The sequence below is a fragment of the [Clostridium] saccharolyticum WM1 genome, assembly GCF_000144625.1.
Lineage (GTDB): Bacteria > Bacillota > Clostridia > Lachnospirales > Lachnospiraceae > Lacrimispora > Lacrimispora saccharolytica.
On sequence record NC_014376.1, the window covers coordinates 3,525,883 to 3,541,846 of the forward strand.

At 45.3% G+C, this 15,964-nt stretch carries 14 protein-coding genes; 2 read left to right on the forward strand and 12 right to left on the reverse strand.

Annotated elements, in window-relative coordinates; genetic code table 11:
* The first annotated feature begins 247 nt into the window (after positions 1–247).
* Positions 248–2,188, forward strand: a complete 1,941-nt coding sequence (locus tag CLOSA_RS16450; RefSeq protein WP_278146430.1) for a PfkB family carbohydrate kinase — start codon at positions 248–250, stop codon at positions 2,186–2,188.
* A gap of 198 nt (positions 2,189–2,386) precedes the next feature.
* Here the strand turns inward: CLOSA_RS16450 and CLOSA_RS21865 are convergent, their stop codons facing one another.
* The 7 genes from CLOSA_RS21865 to argC all read right to left on the reverse strand — a co-directional run bounded on the left by CLOSA_RS21865 (position 2,387) and on the right by argC (position 10,052).
* Positions 2,387–4,459 carry a methyl-accepting chemotaxis protein gene (locus tag CLOSA_RS21865; RefSeq protein ID WP_013273881.1) on the reverse strand — a complete coding sequence of 691 codons (2,073 nt, stop codon included), beginning with the start codon at positions 4,457–4,459 and terminating at the stop codon, positions 2,387–2,389.
* 262 nt (positions 4,460–4,721) lie between these two features.
* Positions 4,722–5,921, reverse strand: coding sequence for an aspartate aminotransferase family protein (locus tag CLOSA_RS16460; RefSeq protein ID WP_013273882.1), 1,200 nt, complete (start codon positions 5,919–5,921; stop codon positions 4,722–4,724).
* Positions 5,911–6,807 (reverse strand): acetylglutamate kinase, encoded by an 897-nt coding sequence (gene argB / locus CLOSA_RS16465; RefSeq protein ID WP_013273883.1) that lies wholly within the window; start codon positions 6,805–6,807, stop codon positions 5,911–5,913. Before argB ends, CLOSA_RS16460 begins: the two co-directional genes overlap by 11 nt.
* 87 nt (positions 6,808–6,894) lie before the next feature.
* On the reverse strand, positions 6,895–8,118 hold the full coding sequence (argJ, locus tag CLOSA_RS16470) for a bifunctional glutamate N-acetyltransferase/amino-acid acetyltransferase ArgJ (RefSeq protein ID WP_013273884.1): 1,224 nt from the start codon (positions 8,116–8,118) through the stop codon (positions 6,895–6,897).
* Position 8,119: 1 nt separating this feature from the next.
* The gene (locus tag CLOSA_RS16475; RefSeq protein ID WP_013273885.1) at positions 8,120–8,512 is read right to left on the reverse strand and encodes an ACT domain-containing protein; all 393 of its coding nucleotides are present in this window, start codon (positions 8,510–8,512) and stop codon (positions 8,120–8,122) included.
* A 15-nt stretch (positions 8,513–8,527) separates the two neighbouring features.
* The gene (locus CLOSA_RS16480) at positions 8,528–8,974 is read right to left on the reverse strand and encodes a GNAT family N-acetyltransferase (protein WP_013273886.1); all 447 of its coding nucleotides are present in this window, start codon (positions 8,972–8,974) and stop codon (positions 8,528–8,530) included.
* A 37-nt stretch (positions 8,975–9,011) separates the two neighbouring features.
* Positions 9,012–10,052, reverse strand: a complete 1,041-nt coding sequence (gene argC, locus CLOSA_RS16485; RefSeq protein ID WP_013273887.1) for an N-acetyl-gamma-glutamyl-phosphate reductase — start codon at positions 10,050–10,052, stop codon at positions 9,012–9,014.
* Positions 10,053–10,315: 263 nt separating this feature from the next.
* Between argC and CLOSA_RS16490 the strand changes: the two genes are divergently transcribed.
* Positions 10,316–11,542 (forward strand): argininosuccinate synthase, encoded by a 1,227-nt coding sequence (locus CLOSA_RS16490; RefSeq protein ID WP_013273888.1) that lies wholly within the window; start codon positions 10,316–10,318, stop codon positions 11,540–11,542.
* 72 nt (positions 11,543–11,614) lie between these two features.
* Here the strand turns inward: CLOSA_RS16490 and CLOSA_RS16495 are convergent, their stop codons facing one another.
* From CLOSA_RS16495 to nifU, 5 genes are all read right to left on the reverse strand, one after another.
* Positions 11,615–12,091 carry a GNAT family N-acetyltransferase gene (locus CLOSA_RS16495; protein ID WP_013273889.1) on the reverse strand — a complete coding sequence of 159 codons (477 nt, stop codon included), beginning with the start codon at positions 12,089–12,091 and terminating at the stop codon, positions 11,615–11,617.
* 87 nt (positions 12,092–12,178) lie between these two features.
* On the reverse strand, positions 12,179–13,066 hold the full coding sequence (locus CLOSA_RS16500; protein WP_013273890.1) for a patatin-like phospholipase family protein: 888 nt from the start codon (positions 13,064–13,066) through the stop codon (positions 12,179–12,181).
* A 144-nt stretch (positions 13,067–13,210) separates the two neighbouring features.
* Positions 13,211–14,350: an N-acetylmuramoyl-L-alanine amidase gene (locus CLOSA_RS16505; RefSeq protein ID WP_013273891.1), complete on the reverse strand. Its 1,140-nt coding sequence runs from the start codon at positions 14,348–14,350 to the stop codon at positions 13,211–13,213.
* Positions 14,347–15,465, reverse strand: coding sequence for a tRNA 2-thiouridine(34) synthase MnmA (gene mnmA, locus CLOSA_RS16510; RefSeq protein WP_013273892.1), 1,119 nt, complete (start codon positions 15,463–15,465; stop codon positions 14,347–14,349). Before mnmA ends, CLOSA_RS16505 begins: the two co-directional genes overlap by 4 nt.
* Positions 15,466–15,524: 59 nt before the next feature.
* A complete protein-coding gene (gene nifU, locus CLOSA_RS16515) occupies positions 15,525–15,962 on the reverse strand; it encodes a Fe-S cluster assembly scaffold protein NifU (RefSeq protein WP_013273893.1) in 438 nt (145 codons plus the stop codon).
* Positions 15,963–15,964 lie beyond the last annotated feature (2 nt).

Below are 15,964 nucleotides of genomic sequence, written 5' to 3' on the forward strand. Positions count from 1 at the left end.
TAGTGAAAAAGGATATCATTTTACCTTTCTCTTTTTGGTAAAACGTTTTTCCTTTTTGTTTAAAAATAATACAGCTTTTTCATCTGCATCTCTTCTACGCTCATGCTACCATCCCAAGGGTCAGATGTCAAGTACTTTTGCACAAAAAAATATTTTATTAAAACATTTTCTTATATTCTTTTATCCATACTTTCTTAATGAAACATTGACAAAGGCGAATATCTGACACATAATAGGCTGTATATTACTGTTTTTTTATTATAAACATCCATTCAGAGAGGAAAGACTAATGACAATCAAGGAAATCGCCCGGCTGGCAGGTGTATCAATATCCACTGTATCAAAAATAGTAAACAACAAAGATAAAAACATAAGCCCTGAGACCAGAGACCGGGTCCTTAAAATCGTAAAAGACTATCATTATACCCCGTACAGTACGGTGAAAAATAATCCAGAGGCAAAAACCTTTATGATCGGCCTCCTCCTTATGTCCATGGAGAAAACCGGCCAGATGATAAACGGCATCATAACCGCAGCTCAAAAAAGCGGCTACAGTATTTTGATTTATGACAGCATGAACCGTTCAGAAAATGAACTGAAGCATATTACCTCCCTATGCAAAAATCATGTTGACGGGGTCATATGGGAGCCGGTAAACGAAAACAGCCTGGAACATAAGCATTACTTTGAGGAACAGGGCATAGAGGTCTGCAGGATCAACTGCAGAGAGGATCCTTTTTCCTGTTTCATTGATTTTGCAGGCATGGGATATGCTGCTACTGAAATCCTGATCCGCCATGGGCACACAAAGCTGGGCTGTCTCACGAAGCAGAACAGCCTGCGGTCTGGCATGGTTGTGGAAGGGTTTAAGAAATGCCTGTTCAACCACAGCATCCCTTTTAACAGCTCCATGATCCTTCCTCTTGAATCAGAAGACTGGTACAACGGCATATTGACCCACACCCCGACCGGAATCATCAGTACCCATTATACGTCGGCTCTTATTCTCATGGAGCATATGGCAAAGCTTAAGATTCAGGTTCCATCGGATCTCTCCCTTATAAGCTTAAGAGATGATGGGCGTGAGACCATTGCTTTCCCAGGCATTTCCAGCATCCGTATCCCTTATTACGAATTCGGGACATTTGTCTGCAAACGTCTTATTGAAACATGCGAGAAACGGGAAGAGGAATCTTCTGCCTTTCAGGTGGATTTTCCACTGGAAAATACACAGAGCCTTGGCCTCCCCTTTACCTCCAACGGAAAAAAAATCGTGGTGGTTGGAAGCGTTAACATCGATGTAACCTTAAACGTAGACGAACTTCCCCAGCCGGGACGGACCGTCTGTACCAGCAGGCATTCCGTTATTCCGGGGGGAAAAGGAGCCAATCAGGCCGTTGGCGCTGCAAAGCTGGGAAATGAGGTTTCTCTCATCGGGAAGGTTGGAAGCGATTATGATTCCAACTTAATATATACTTGCATGGAAGAAAACAGGGTAGATGTTATGGGTTTAAAAAGAGATGCCCATGCAGAAACTGGAAAAGCCTATATCCATGTCCAGGATGACGGGGAAAGCATGATCACAATCCTCACCGGAGCCAACCAGAAACTGAGACCTGAGGACATTGTCTTTCATGAAAGGGCCTTCGAGCATTCCGGTTACTGTCTGCTTCAAACCGAAGTTCCTGAAGATGCCATAGAAACGGCTGCCGGACTGGCAAAAAAATATGGAGCAAAAAATATTTTAAAGCCTGCTGCCATGAAGTCTATCCGCCCTTCCCTTATGAAGCTGATTGATATCTTCGTACCGAATCGGAAAGAAGCAGAACTTTTGTGCCCTACGATTCCAGATGTGGAAGGAAAAGCTGCTGAATTCATAAAACAGGGGGCAAAGACGGTGATCATCACCCTGGGGCATTCCGGCTGTTATATTAAGGATCCCTCCTTTAAGGGATATCTGCCTGCATCCCCTTTTCCTCCTGTGGATACCACTGGAGCTGCAGATGCTTTCATTGCGGCCCTGGCTGCCTATTTATCATCAGGTTATTCCATGGAAGCATCTGCCAGAATCGCCGCTTACGCCGCAGGCTTCTGTGTATCCAGGCAAGGGGTCATCCCTTCGCTCATTGACAGGAATTCCCTTGAAACTTATATTAACAGGATTGAGCCGGAATTGATGAAGCAGTAATATCAGCTATTGTTTCTCTGTCATTCATCGAAAAAAAGCCGGAGCCTTCAGAAATTCTTCCGAAAACCCCGGCTAACACATTCAGGCGGATGCTTAAGCACAGGCTCCGGCTTTAAGCCGTATATCTGCCATGCAGTCATATTGTCCGTCCGCCCTGTTACGAAAAGGGCTATGAAGCTTACTTTTCATTTTGGCAGTTTAAAAATTAAGGCCTTTTAACTTAAATTGGCTGATATAATCTTTCAATAATTGTGCCTGACTATTAAGTTCTTCGCTTGCTGCAGCACTTTCTTCCGCACTTGCACTGTTTGTTTGAACAACCGTCGAGATTTCATCAATACCTGCAGTCACTTGTAATACAGCTAATGCCTGCTCATTGGAAGCTTGTGCTATTTCATTGATAAGACCAATCATCTTATCGAAACTTTCTACAACATTTCCCATTGATTGTGCCGTGCTGTCAGCTATATTGGCGCCGTTTTCCACGGCGTGTATTGTTTCTTCAATAAGTGTTGTAGTATTTTTTGCTGCTTCATCTGATTTTTGTGCCAGGTTTCTGACTTCACTGGCTACAACGGCAAAACCCTTTCCTGCTTCACCGGCACGCGCAGCTTCAACAGCGGCATTAAGTGCCAGGATATTTGTTTGGAATGCAATATCTTGGATTGTCTTGATAATTTTACTGATTTCAGCAGATTTTGCATTAATTTCATTCATTGCAGCGATCATTTCCTGCATCTTGCCATTGCTATTTTTAACTTCCTCACCTGCAGATATGGCTTCGGTGTTTGCAAGTTGTGCGTTTCCAGCATTACGCTTGATTTGCTGTGAAATTTCACTGATTGTTGCAGAAAGCTCTTCCGTGCTGCTCGCTTGTTCCGTTGTTCCTTCTGCAAGTAATTGTGCCCCTAAGGATACCTGATTCGAACCATTAGAAACCTGGTCTGCTGCGGAATTACACTCTAACAGTGTATTATTTAACTTATCGGTTGCCTGCAGCAGTGCCTCCTTAATTTTCGTGAAGTCTCCATCATATGCTTGGGTGAAACTTAAATTTAAGTTTCCATTGCCGATCTGAGCCAATAATTGGGATATTTCATTGATATATGCAATATAAGTCTTTAGCCTTGTAGTCAAAACTTCCATTGACCGCGCCAAGCTTCCAATTTCGTTCTTTGATTTAATGTTAATTTCAGTATCAAGGTTTCCTTGTGAGAGATCATCAACAATAACTGTAAGCTTCTTTAATGGAATAATAATGTCTCTTATGCTTAAGCTCATAAGTAAAACTACTGCTATGAGTATACAAATTCCAATCAAAACTACTGATGTTATAACATTTTTAGAGCTTTCCCTTAATTCCTTTTCCGAAATAAAAGATGCCAATATCCAATCTGTGCCTTCAACTTTTCTCGTCAAGCCTACATATTCCTGATTATCAATCTTGATTTTCAAATCCTTATCAGTTAGGATTTTATCAATTCCATTAATACCTGTTTCATCAAGTTTTTTAAAGTTATTAGTTGCATTATTACCATCTGCCATAATAATTCCGGAATTATGTACAATCATAGAAAATCCTGTTTTACCCAATTTCATTTTACTTAACATTTCACTAATAACGGATTGTGAAACGTCTATTCCTATTGTACCAATCACTTTTCCCTGACTATTGGTTAATGTTTTCGCATTACTGGTAATTAAAGAATTCGTTGCAGTATCAATATATGGAGAAGTTCTTATTATTTTGCCATTTGCTTTTATTGCATCCTGATACCATTCTCTTGTGGTAGGATCATATTCTTTATTAATACTGCTTTCCGGCCATACAACATATCCTCCGCCTTCCGTAGCGGCATAAACATAGATTGTTTCCGGATGATTTTTCGCATAATGATTAAATACTTCAAAAATTTCCTGTTCAATGCCTCCGTTCTTAGAAGGTGTCATATCAGTTTTTGTTTTAGACTTCTTGTAACTGGTTATTGTATCATCTGCTTTAATAATTGTCGGATCTGTTGCAATCATATTAATATTCTCATCCAGCTTATTATAAAAATCATTAATATAGTTTTCAACAATGCTTAATTGATTATTTGCATTTTCTTTAAAGTCTGCGAATGCTTTATCGCTGATTTTTACCGCCAGCATCAACAGGATAATCGCCAAACCAATGCAAACTAAACCATCGGATCTTAGAATGAGTTTAAACTGAATACTGTTTATAAAAGGTACCTTGTTCTTAATTGATTTTTGTTTTTCATTTGTCATATTTGTCCCTCCATTATTTAAAAGTAATTTCCCTTTTAAATCTGCTTCCTTATTTCTCTTCGTTGAAAGCCACTTTATGTTTCTTCCTTGGGTTATCTTTTCTTTCAAAAACGAATATCAGGACCAATATAACGATTCTGCCGGTGTGAATAAGGATTATGATTAAAAAAGCAAATTCTCTTAGTAAAAATATATCATTTCACTTTTTTTCATAACACCTTTCGTGCTATTTATATATATTACGACAAATCCGGCAAAAATGTTAAGAATGATGTTTCAATATTTCTTCCAGCTTCTTTACCATTTCATCCACATGCTCTTTTTCAATGACCAGCGGAGGAACAAAGCGGATAACATTAGCCCCGGCACTGATGAGCACCAGCTTTTGCTCGATCAGTGCCTGGTTCACAATGGAGGCCACCGGCACAGAAAACTCCAGGCCCTGGATCAGCCCTGTGCCTCTCCGGCCGGTTATGACAGGATACCGGTCCGCCAGGAAATTAAGTTTTTTTGTAAGATACTCTCCCATCTCTTTTACATGGTCTACGATCTTCCGCTTTTCAAACAGTTCCAACACCTTACATGCAGCAGCCGTTACAAAAGGATTTCCGCCGTAGGTGGTCCCATGATCACCTGGGGACATGGCTGCCCCGGCCTTTCCTGCTGCCAGGAACGCTCCCACAGGAACGCCGTTTCCCAAAGCCTTTGCCACGGTCATCACATCCGGCTTTACGCCGTATTTCTGCCAGGCAAACATCTCACCGGTCCGTCCCATTCCGCACTGGATCTCATCCAGGATCAGCAGCATGTCATGGTCATCACAAAGCGCTCTTACGCCCTTTAAAAATTCCTCGCCGGCCGGGTAGATGCCCCCTTCCCCCTGGACCGTTTCCATGATTATGGCGCAGGTCTTATCATTCACCAGTTCCTTCACACTGTCCAGATCATTAAAATCAGCAAATTTGATTCCCGGAAGCAAAGGCTTAAACGGTTCCTGGTAATGGTCATTGCCTGTTACGGAAAGAGCGCCAAAGCTTCTGCCGTGGAACGAGTGTTTCATGGCGATTATTTCGTGGTCATGGCTGCTATCCTTATTGTACGCATATCTTCTTGCTATCTTTAAAGCACCTTCCACCGCTTCGGTCCCGCTGTTGGTAAAAAACACCTTATCCATGCCGGAGGCCTTTAAGATCAGCTCTCCCGCCTCCACAGCCGGGACATTATAAAATAAATTGGAGGTATGAAGAAGCTTATCCACCTGTGCCTTTAATGCTTCATTAAATTCCGGGTCATTATAACCCAGACCCATTACTGCAATCCCGGCTCCAAAATCCAGATACTCCACTCCATCCGTGTCATAAAGGCGGACACCGTCCCCATGGTCAAAAACAACAGGAAAACGGTTATAGGTCTTATAAAGCTCTGACTCCGCTTTCTCAATGTATTCCTGCTTACTTCGCATGATAAAACCGCTCCTCTCCTGCACTTATAATAGCTGTACCGATTCCCCTGTTCGTGAATATTTCCAAAAGCAGGCAGTGAGGTATCCGTCCATCCATGATATGTACCCTGGATACTCCCTGTTTCATGGCATCAATACAGTTCTGAAGCTTGGGGAGCATTCCTCCTCCCAGCATCCCGCTTTCCATAAATTCCTGGGCCTCTTCCATGGACATTTCCGAAATAAGGGATTCCTTATCCTGAAAATCCTTATAAACGCCCTCGACATCTGTCAAAAAAGCCAGCTTCTCTGCCTCCATGGCCGTGGCAATGGCGCAGGCCGCGTCATCGGCGTTGATATTGTAGGTCTCATAATTCCCGTCAAAGCCCACAGGACAGATAATGGGAAGAAAGTCTTTTTCCAGTAAATCATATATGATTTGGGGATCCACCTCTGTAATATCTCCCACGAATCCAATGTCTTCTCCGTTTGAATATCGCTTCCGGCATTTCAGCATCATGCCATCCTTTCCGCTGATTCCCACGGCTTTTACCCCCAGCTCATTGACCATCTGCACCAGGCTTTTGTTGACCCGGTTAAGCACCATCTCTGCAATCTCCATGGTAGGTTCATCAGTTACCCGCAGGCCATTGACAAAATGCGGCTCCATACCCGACTTTTCCACCCACCTGCTGATCTCCTTTCCTCCGCCATGGACAATGATCGGCTTAAAGCCGACCAGCTTTAAAAGCACCACATCCTGAATGACCTGCTTTTTCAGTTCCTCATCCACCATGGCGCTTCCGCCGTATTTTACCACAATGGTTTTGCGGTTGAAACGCTGTATGTAAGGAAGGGCCTCAATCAGCACCTCCGCTTTTTCCATTATGCTGTGATCCAGTTCCATATAGTTCTCCTTTCCTCTTTCCTGCTGTTATCCGGCTTAAAGGGATGCCTGTAAGGCCCCATATAATCTTTGATCCATCAACAATCGCTAGGATCGGTAATCCGCATTGATCTTCACATAATCAAAGGTCAGGTCACAGCCCCAGGCCGTTGCAGCCGCCTCTCCCATCTTAATATCCGCAGTTGCCGTCACTTCCGGCTCTGATAAAATCTTTGTGGCTTCCTCTTCGCTGTAGGGAAGGGCGACACCGTTTTCAATGATTTTCAGCTTCCCTGCTGCACTTTCAAAATACAGATCCACCTTTTCCGGATCAAACATAGCCCCGGAATATCCCATGGCACAAAGGATCCTTCCCCAGTTGGCATCATGGCCGAAAATGGCAGCTTTGGTCAGACTGGAAGTGATGACGGATTTGGAAAGAGTAACCGCCTGCTCCTTTGTTTCTGCCCCGACGATCTTCACCTCAAACAGCGCGGTACAGCCTTCCCCATCACCTGCCATTTTCTTTGCCAGGGTTTCATTAATAAAATTAAGCGCCTTGCAGAATGCCTTATAATCCTCATTTTTCGTCCGGATTTCTTCATTCCCTGCCATACCGTTTGCAAGAAGAAGTACCGTGTCATTGGTGGAAGTGTCCCCATCTACGGAAATCATGTTGTAAGTATCCTTGATGTCCTCTCTTAAGGCTTCCTGCAAAAGCTCTTTGGAAATAGCCGCATCCGTAGTGACAAAGCTTAACATGGTGCACATGTCGGGATGGATCATACCGGACCCCTTGCACATGCCGCCTATGGTAACGGTCTTTCCTCCGGCTTCAAATTGAACCGCAACTTCCTTTTTTACGGTATCCGTAGTCATAATGGCCATGGCTGCAGCCGTTCCGCTTTCCTGGCTGCCCTTAAGAGCCGGTGCCATCGCTTTCACTCCTGCCACAATGCGGTCCATGGGAAGCTGTTTGCCGATCACTCCGGTAGATGCCACCAGCACGGAACTGACAGAAATGGAAAGGCAGTCTGCCGCTGCTTCTGCGGTTTCCATACAGTAACGAAGACCTTCTTCTCCTGTGCAGGCATTGGCGATTCCCGCATTAATAACCACTGCCTGGGCGTAAGAAGAATTTTCCACAACCACCTTATCCCATTTAACAGGCGCTGCTTTCACAACATTAGTGGTAAAAGTTCCCGCTGCCTTACAGGGTACTTCGCTGTATATCATTGCCATATCTTTTCTGTCCTTATACTTGATTCCTGCCGCCGTGGAAGCCGCCTTAAATCCTATTGCTGCCGTAACTCCTCCGTCGATATGCTTCATATCAATCTTCCTCCTTAGGTCCGGTGACCGTATAACCTGCGGCCTCCAGATGCATCAAAGCACTTTCATAATTTTCTTTTTTCACAAGAATATAATCCGTATTGAATGTGGATACTGCAAAGATTCCGATGCCGTGATCTGCCAGTATTGTTGATAGTTCAGATAAGATCCCAATCAGGGAAAAGTCCAGGATTCCTTCTATGCGGAATGCCATAAAACCGTCCTCCCTTTCTTCTGTATGACAGGGGACCAACGGAGTTTCACATACCAGTGACACTTCCTGGTCAGTCTTACCCAAAAACCAGAATCCTGATGTCATATCAAGCTTTGCCAAATCCGCCGAACGGGATAACTTGCATACGGAGAATTCTGCACAGATCCGTTTTAACTTCATATCCAATCTCCTTTTTTATTCAATAAAGTTTACCATATTGTCCCCATTTAAGGTGAATTCGTAATAATTGATGTCTTCCCGGAAGGTCCACCCACTCTTTTTCCAGAATTCATTGCCTAAAGCATTGGTCCGAAAAGCAATTAAATTTACCTTGCTGATCCCCTCAAGCTTCAGCCTTTCCAAGGCTTCCAGGGCCATCCTTTTTCCAACCCCGTTCTGCCGGTATTCCTCTGACACACAAACGTGATACATGCAGCCCCGCCGGCCGTCGTGGCCGCAGAGGATACATCCAATGATCCTTCCATCCGCTTCTGCAACCACGCTGGTGCCGGGGTTTCTTTTCATAAACCGTTCCACACCTTCCTTAGAATCGTCTAAGGCGCGGATCCCAAAGCCTTTAATTCCTGACCAGAGTTCATATACCTGGTCATAATCCTCCAATTTCATAGTGCGTATGGTCATAGTATTTTCCTTCATTTAAGCATTTCATCTGCAGTCCTTAGGGAAACATGGGGATAAGCCTAAGCCCCTTGTTCTCCGGAAGCCCAAACAGAAGATTCATATTCTGCACCGCCTGTCCTGCTGCTCCCTTTACCAGGTTATCCATAGACCCCATCATGACCACACGGTTCGTCCTCGGATCGATCTTAAAGTTTACATCCACAAAATTGCTGCCTTCCACCCATTTGGTCTGTGGAACCACATCCTTCTCCAGGACCCGGACAAAATACTCGTGAGCATAATATTTGTCATAGACTGCCTTTACTTCCTCATAGGAAACAGATTTTGTAAGTGTTCCGTAGGCAGTTATAAGAATCCCCCGGTTCATCGGAACCAAATGAGGAGTAAAGCTTATGGTGACCGGACGTCCTGCCCCATAGGATAACTGTTCCTCGATCTCCGGAGTGTGGCGGTGAACGCCAACGCCGTATGCCTTTATGTTTTCATTGACTTCGCAGTAAAGGTTATCCACCTTGGCCCCTCTTCCGGCACCGGAGGTCCCGGATTTGGCGTCGATGATCATGGTGTCCGGGTTAATGAGCCCTTCCTTTACCAATGGATAAATGGATAAGATGGAGCAGGTAGGATAGCATCCCGGATTGGCTATCAGCCTGGCAGCTTTGATCTTCTCCCGGTTGATTTCCGCAAGTCCATAAACCGCCTCCCTCAGATACCGGGGAGACTTATGCTTAATTTTATACCATTCTTCATAGACAGCCACATCCCTGATCCGGTAATCGGCACTTAGATCAATGATCTTTGTCTTCCTTAATATATCCTCATTCATAAGGGAGGAGCAAAAACCCTGGGGAGTCGCCGTAAATATCACATCTGCCTCTTCTGCCAAAGCCTGTATCTTGTCATCCAGACAGGAATCATCCACAATCTGAAACATATTTTGATAAATTGAAGCGTATTTCTGATCCACATAGCTTTTGGATCCGTACCATATGATATCCACATCATCTCTTTGGAGCAAAAGCCTTGCAAGCTCACCGCCTGCATAGCCGGTGGATCCTATGATTCCAGCCTTAATCATATTCATCTCTCCTTATATTTTTTCATGATTGATTTATTTTTTTATTTCTGCATTTTATGCATAATCCTGCAGGCTTCTATACCAAAACAAAAGACCCCACCAGGTATTTCTATTGCTTATAGTTCATAATTATACATCTATAGCGTATATTATGCAAGTTTTTTTTGTATTTTTTCATTTTACCCTTGCATTATTTAGGTTTTTGGTGTATATTTATGAAAGTCCAATAAAAAAAAACCAATGATAATCAGGAGGATGTATAAATGAAAGAGAAAGTGATTTTGGCCTATTCCGGCGGCCTTGATACCACGGCCATTATTCCGTGGTTAAAGGAACATTTTGATTATGAAGTAGTCTGCTGCTGCATCGACTGCGGCCAGGGTAATGAATTAGACGGTTTGGAGGAACGGGCAAAGTTATCCGGCGCTTCCAAATTATATATTGAAGATCTGGTGGATGACTTCTGTGACAACTACATCGTTCCATGTGTGCTGGCAAATGCTGTTTACGAAAACAAGTACTTATTAGGCACATCCATGGCACGTCCTGCCATAGCAAAAAGACTGGTGGAGATCGCAAGGAAAGAAGGCGCTACCGCCATTTGCCACGGCGCTACCGGAAAGGGCAACGACCAGATCCGATTTGAGCTGGGCATCAAGGCTCTGGCTCCTGACTTAACGATCATTGCCCCATGGCGTATGACTGACGTATGGACCATGAAATCCAGGGAAGATGAGATCGAATACTGCAAGCAGCATGGAATCGACCTTCCTTTCTCCGCGGACAACAGTTACAGCCGTGACCGTAACCTATGGCACATCAGCCATGAAGGCCTGGAGCTGGAAGACCCGGCAAATGAGCCCAACTATGACCATTTATTAGTGTTAGGCGTATCCCCCGAAAAAGCTCCTGAGGAAGGAGAATATGTGACAATGACCTTTGAAAAAGGCATTCCTACCAGTGTTAATGGGGAAAAAATGAAGGTTTCTGATATCATTACCAAGTTGAACCAGCTGGGCGGCAAGCACGGCATCGGCATTGTGGATATCGTGGAAAACCGGGTTGTAGGAATGAAATCCCGGGGCGTTTATGAAACCCCTGGCGGAACCATCCTCCTTGAGGCTCATCAGCAGTTAGAGGAACTGGTATTAGACCGTGCTACCATGGAAGTGAAAAAGGATATGGGCAATAAATTTGCGCAGATCGTTTATGAAGGGAAATGGTTTACACCTCTCCGTGAAGCAGTTCAGGCATTTGTGGAATCCACACAGAAGTATGTGACAGGAGAAGTGAAACTGAAGCTTTACAAAGGAAATATCATAAAAGCAGGAACCACCTCCCCATACTCCTTATACAGCGAATCTCTGGCCTCCTTTACCACCGGTGATTTATATGACCATCATGACGCAGACGGCTTCATCACTCTGTTTGGTCTTCCTTTAAAGGTAAGGGCGATGAAGATGCAGGAAGTTGAAAAAACAATTAAGTAATTAAGAGAAAAGGATGTACCAGGAACAGGTTCCCTGGTACATCCCTTTTTAATGGTAATAATACAACATCTATCAATCATCTGCCAGCTTGTTTAACGACTCGCCGGCTATGCGGTATACCGTCCAGTCTTCCATCGGCTCCGCTCCCATGGAACGGTAGAAATCAATGCTTGGCTTGTTCCAGTCCAGGCACCACCATTCCAGCCTTCCGCAGCCCCGTTCTTTTGCAACCTTCCCCAGCTTCTTTAACAACGCCTTTCCGATTCCGCAACCTCTGTATTCCGGATTCACATATAAATCTTCCAGGTAGATTCCGGCCCTTCCTAAAAACGTAGAGAAATTATGGAAGAATAAAGCAAATCCTGCTTCCTTCCCATCCGCCATGGCAAACATCACCTCGGCCTTTTGCTTGTTAAAAATCCAGTCCTCCAGCAGTTCCTCCGTAGCCACCACCTCATGAAGCATCTTTTCGTATTCTGCCAGTTCCTTTATAAATTTCAAAATAAGGGCAGTATCCCTTCTTTCCGCGTATCTGAATGATAAATCCATCTTCTTTCCTCCTGACCGTATGTACTTGTTGCAAAATCCAACAAATTCTGTTTCTCATGAATGTTATAGTATTAATATATCACCTTTTTATCTTTTTTCCAGTACCCGCCTGATCCTGGGCATCATTTTTTTGGTATACACATAACCGTTTTCCATGCACTTTTCCATACATTCAAAGGTTAAAAGCCCTGCTCCCCTTGGCATAGGCGGCTTTAACAGCAAAAGCTCTCCGCTGGAACGGCAGTCCTTAAGCTCCCTGCTCATAACGGAAAAGGAATGGAATGCGGTCTCTATAATGGAATAGTCATGGGGCATCTCATATTCTTCTCCAATGTCTACCGCAAGGACTCTTGATTCTCCCGCCGCGATAAAAAGGTCCACAGGAAGGTTATTGGTCACCCCTCCATCCACAAGAAGAAAGCCGTTCATCTGTCTTGGACAGAACACGGCCGGGACCGATGAGCTTGCCATCATAATATCACATAGAAGTCCGCTCCGTTCCCATTTCACATGCTCCTGCCTTAATGCGGAATAGGGAATCTCTTCCCTGAATAAGTTGGTAAAAGTGACCGTATCCCCGCTGTTTATATCCACAGCCGGAATCAGCAGGCCCCCGCAGTTTCCCTGTATATCCAGTCCATCGGTTAAATCACACAGAAAACGCTGAAGCCGGTTCCCTTTGATAAGCCCTTTTAACGTTGTCTCTCTGCCCAGCAGGATTTGGGGAAGAAATAAGGCGATCCCTAACATATCCGGATCAATCAGGCTTCTTCCATGTCTGGACAGCCACCGCACTGTTTCCCGCATATCCCCGGTTTTCATGCCTGATGCGTAAAGTCCCGCAACAATGCTTCCGGCACTGGCCCCTGCGATCCGGTCAGGAAGAAGTCCTGCCTCCTCCAGCGCCGTTAATACTCCCACATGAGCCGCTCCTCTGGTACCGCCGCCTGCCAACGCCAGTCCGTAGTCTGCCATGATTCCATTCTCCTTGCTTTTCAGCCGCATTTCAGGAAAATGTATGCCGTCTCTTATTCATTTATGCCTGACCCATATAGTAAAACAGCCCTTCGGTCCCTCTTTCATGCTGGAAGAGGGACCGAAAAGGCTGTCCTATTTTAATTATTTATAATACGCATCGATTCCGTCGGCGATTCCTTTTGCGATCTTGTCCCGGTATTCCTCGGTGGCCATCTTCTTGTCCTCATCCGCATTGCTCATGAAGCCCATTTCCACAATGGTCACCGGTAGGCTGCACCAGTTGATGCCGCTCATGGAATCCGTCTCCTGGACTCCCCGGTTTTTAAATCCGGTCTGGCTGCAGATTCCGTTTACAACAGCTTGGGATAGAGAAAGACTTTTGCTGTACAGGCTTCCATTATAGGGGTTCTTAGACGTCTGACACATGGTAAGTGCCCCCTGAATGCTGCTGTCATTTAAAGAATTGGCATGAACCCTGACGAATATATCCGCTCCGCTTTTATCCGCCATTTGAGCACGTTCTGCGTTGCTGATGTTCACATCATGGGTTTCCCGGATCATATAGACCTGATACCCTCTGTTAATGAGTTCCTGCTTTAATTTTAAGGAAACAGCCAGGGTGAGCTGGTATTCCGGAATCCCGGTTGCCGTTCCCTGAGTTCCGGAAGCCACCTTTGCCTTTTTTTCAGAAGCGCCGGGCCCGATGGGCTCTTTTTCAGAATTGCCCTTTGCCTGGTGCCCTGGATCAATGGCAATAAGCTTGCCCGTCCCGTTCCCGGAAACAGCAGGAGCGTCAGTTACCGTCTCCTGTGCAGGCTTGTCCTTTGACACGTACTGGGTTGAAATATAGCATTCCTTATCCTTGTAAATAACCCGGCTCCAGTTGTCGCTGTATCCGGTCCGTTTTAAGGAAGCCCCCTTTTCAAGGGTTCCAAGAATAGCACCCTGGGATGAAGGGAATTTTCTGATATTTACCTGAGAGCCGGTAACATACACCGTCTCGTCGGCCGCTGCAAAGGCAGGGGCAGTCTCCATGGTCACAGCGGCTTCATGAGAGCTTGTCTCCGCCGGCTTTCCGTCCGGAGCCTCTTCGGTCTTGTCCTCTGCAATGGACACAGGGGCTGTTTCTTCCCCTTCCACTACACTTAGTCCTCCCTGGGCCTCTTCCAGGGCAGGGGCTTTTACAGTTTCATATTTCCTTGCACATCCGGCAAGTACAAAAATACAAAGAAGGAACGGGACCAATAACAGCCACCCATTTGGTTTTCTTAAATTCCTCAAAGTATGGTTCCTCCTCCCACAACATAATCTCCTTCATAGAATACTACGGCCTGTCCGGGAGTGATGGCCCGCTGGGGTTCGTCAAACCTGCATTCCACCACCCCATCCTCTGCTTCCCGTATGGTGCACATGGCTCCTTTATGGCTGTAACGGATCTTTGCCAATACCCTCATGCTTTCTCCATGAAGTCCGTCAACAGCCATCCAGTTAATGTGATTTGCTCTCAGGGTTTGGGAAAATACATCATCGCCGGTTCCGATCACCACTTCATTGGCCTCCGGGCGGATCTCCACCACGAAAACCGGGCGGCCCATGGACAGATTCAATCCCTTTCTTTGGCCTACGGTGTAATGGGTAATCCCCTTGTGCCGGCCGATGACCTGGCCGGAAAGGTCCACAAAATTCCCCTCCGGCGCTTTTTCTCCGGCACTTTCTTCGATAAATCCTGCATAATCATTATCCGGAATAAAGCAGATCTCCTGGCTGTCCGGCTTATGGGCCACCATTAAGTTGATCCGGTCCGCTATTTCACGGATCTGGTCTTTGGAATAGGCGCCTACCGGCATCAGGGTATGGGATAGCTGGTGCTGTGTTAAATTGTAAAGGGCATAGGTCTGGTCCTTTGCCGCTGTCACGGACTTCTTCAGTGCGTATCTTCCGTTAGGAAGCTTCTCGATCTGGGCATAATGGCCTGTGGCAATATAATCCGCTCCTATATCCAGGCTGCGCTTTAAAAGAGACTCCCACTTGACATAACGGTTGCATGCAATGCACGGATTAGGTGTCCGCCCCTTCTGGTATTCTCCAACAAAATAATCAATGACCTGGGATTTGAATTCTTCTTTAAAGTTCATGACATAGTAAGGAATCCCCAGGTCCCAGGCCACCCGTCTGGCATCGTCCACAGCACTTAAGCCGCAGCAGCCTCCGTTTTCCTCCTGGGTCCCGGTATCCTCATCCTGCCATATCTGCATGGTAACGCCTATGACATCATATCCCTGCTCCTTAAGCAGCCACGCTGCTACAGAAGAATCTACGCCTCCCGACATTCCTACTACTACTTTCGCTTTGCTCATAGTCTCACGTACCACTTTCCTGCCCTGTTCTTCGGACATTAAGGTACACCTACAAGGTGTTTCCATTTCTTCTGCCGGGTAAGCAAACGCCCGGCATTTTAATATACTTCTTCCACTTCTTCCTCACCGATGTCAGACTTTGGTTTCTTTAAGCCGTCAATCTCGATTCCGTTTTTCTTTGCATAGTCCCATAAGGCAGCATGAATAGCTTCTTCTGCCAGAAGGGAACAATGCACCTTTACCGGCGGTAATCCGTCAAGGGCCTCACACACGGCCTGATTGGTCACGGCCATTGCTTCCTGAACGGACTTTCCCTTTACCATCTCTGTCGCCATGCTGCTGGTGGCAACTGCCGCCCCACAGCCAAAGGTTTTAAATTTTACATCACGGATAATCTGATTATCATCAATATCCAGATAAATTCTCATAATATCGCCGCATTTGGCGTTTCCTACGGTACCCATACCGCTGGGATTATCAATTTCCCCTACATTTCTTGGATGCTCAAAATGATCCATTACTTTTTCAGTATACATAA

Coding starts and splice junctions, on each gene's coding strand:
- CLOSA_RS21865 (WP_013273881.1), bottom strand. CDS start 4,459: ATGACAAATGAAAAACAAAAATCAATTAAGAACAAGGTACCTTTTATA.
- CLOSA_RS16460 (WP_013273882.1), bottom strand. CDS start 5,921: ATGCGAAGTAAGCAGGAATACATTGAGAAAGCGGAGTCAGAGCTTTAT.
- argB (WP_013273883.1), bottom strand. CDS start 6,807: ATGGAACTGGATCACAGCATAATGGAAAAAGCGGAGGTGCTGATTGAG.
- argJ (WP_013273884.1), bottom strand. CDS start 8,118: ATGAAGCATATCGACGGAGGAGTTACGGCAGCAATAGGATTTAAGGCG.
- CLOSA_RS16475 (WP_013273885.1), bottom strand. CDS start 8,512: ATGAAGTTAAAACGGATCTGTGCAGAATTCTCCGTATGCAAGTTATCC.
- CLOSA_RS16480 (WP_013273886.1), bottom strand. CDS start 8,974: ATGACCATACGCACTATGAAATTGGAGGATTATGACCAGGTATATGAA.
- argC (WP_013273887.1), bottom strand. CDS start 10,052: ATGATTAAGGCTGGAATCATAGGATCCACCGGCTATGCAGGCGGTGAG.
- CLOSA_RS16490 (WP_013273888.1), top strand. CDS start 10,316: ATGAAAGAGAAAGTGATTTTGGCCTATTCCGGCGGCCTTGATACCACG.
- CLOSA_RS16495 (WP_013273889.1), bottom strand. CDS start 12,091: ATGGATTTATCATTCAGATACGCGGAAAGAAGGGATACTGCCCTTATT.
- CLOSA_RS16500 (WP_013273890.1), bottom strand. CDS start 13,066: ATGGCAGACTACGGACTGGCGTTGGCAGGCGGCGGTACCAGAGGAGCG.
- mnmA (WP_013273892.1), bottom strand. CDS start 15,465: ATGTCCGAAGAACAGGGCAGGAAAGTGGTACGTGAGACTATGAGCAAA.
- nifU (WP_013273893.1), bottom strand. CDS start 15,962: ATGTATACTGAAAAAGTAATGGATCATTTTGAGCATCCAAGAAATGTA.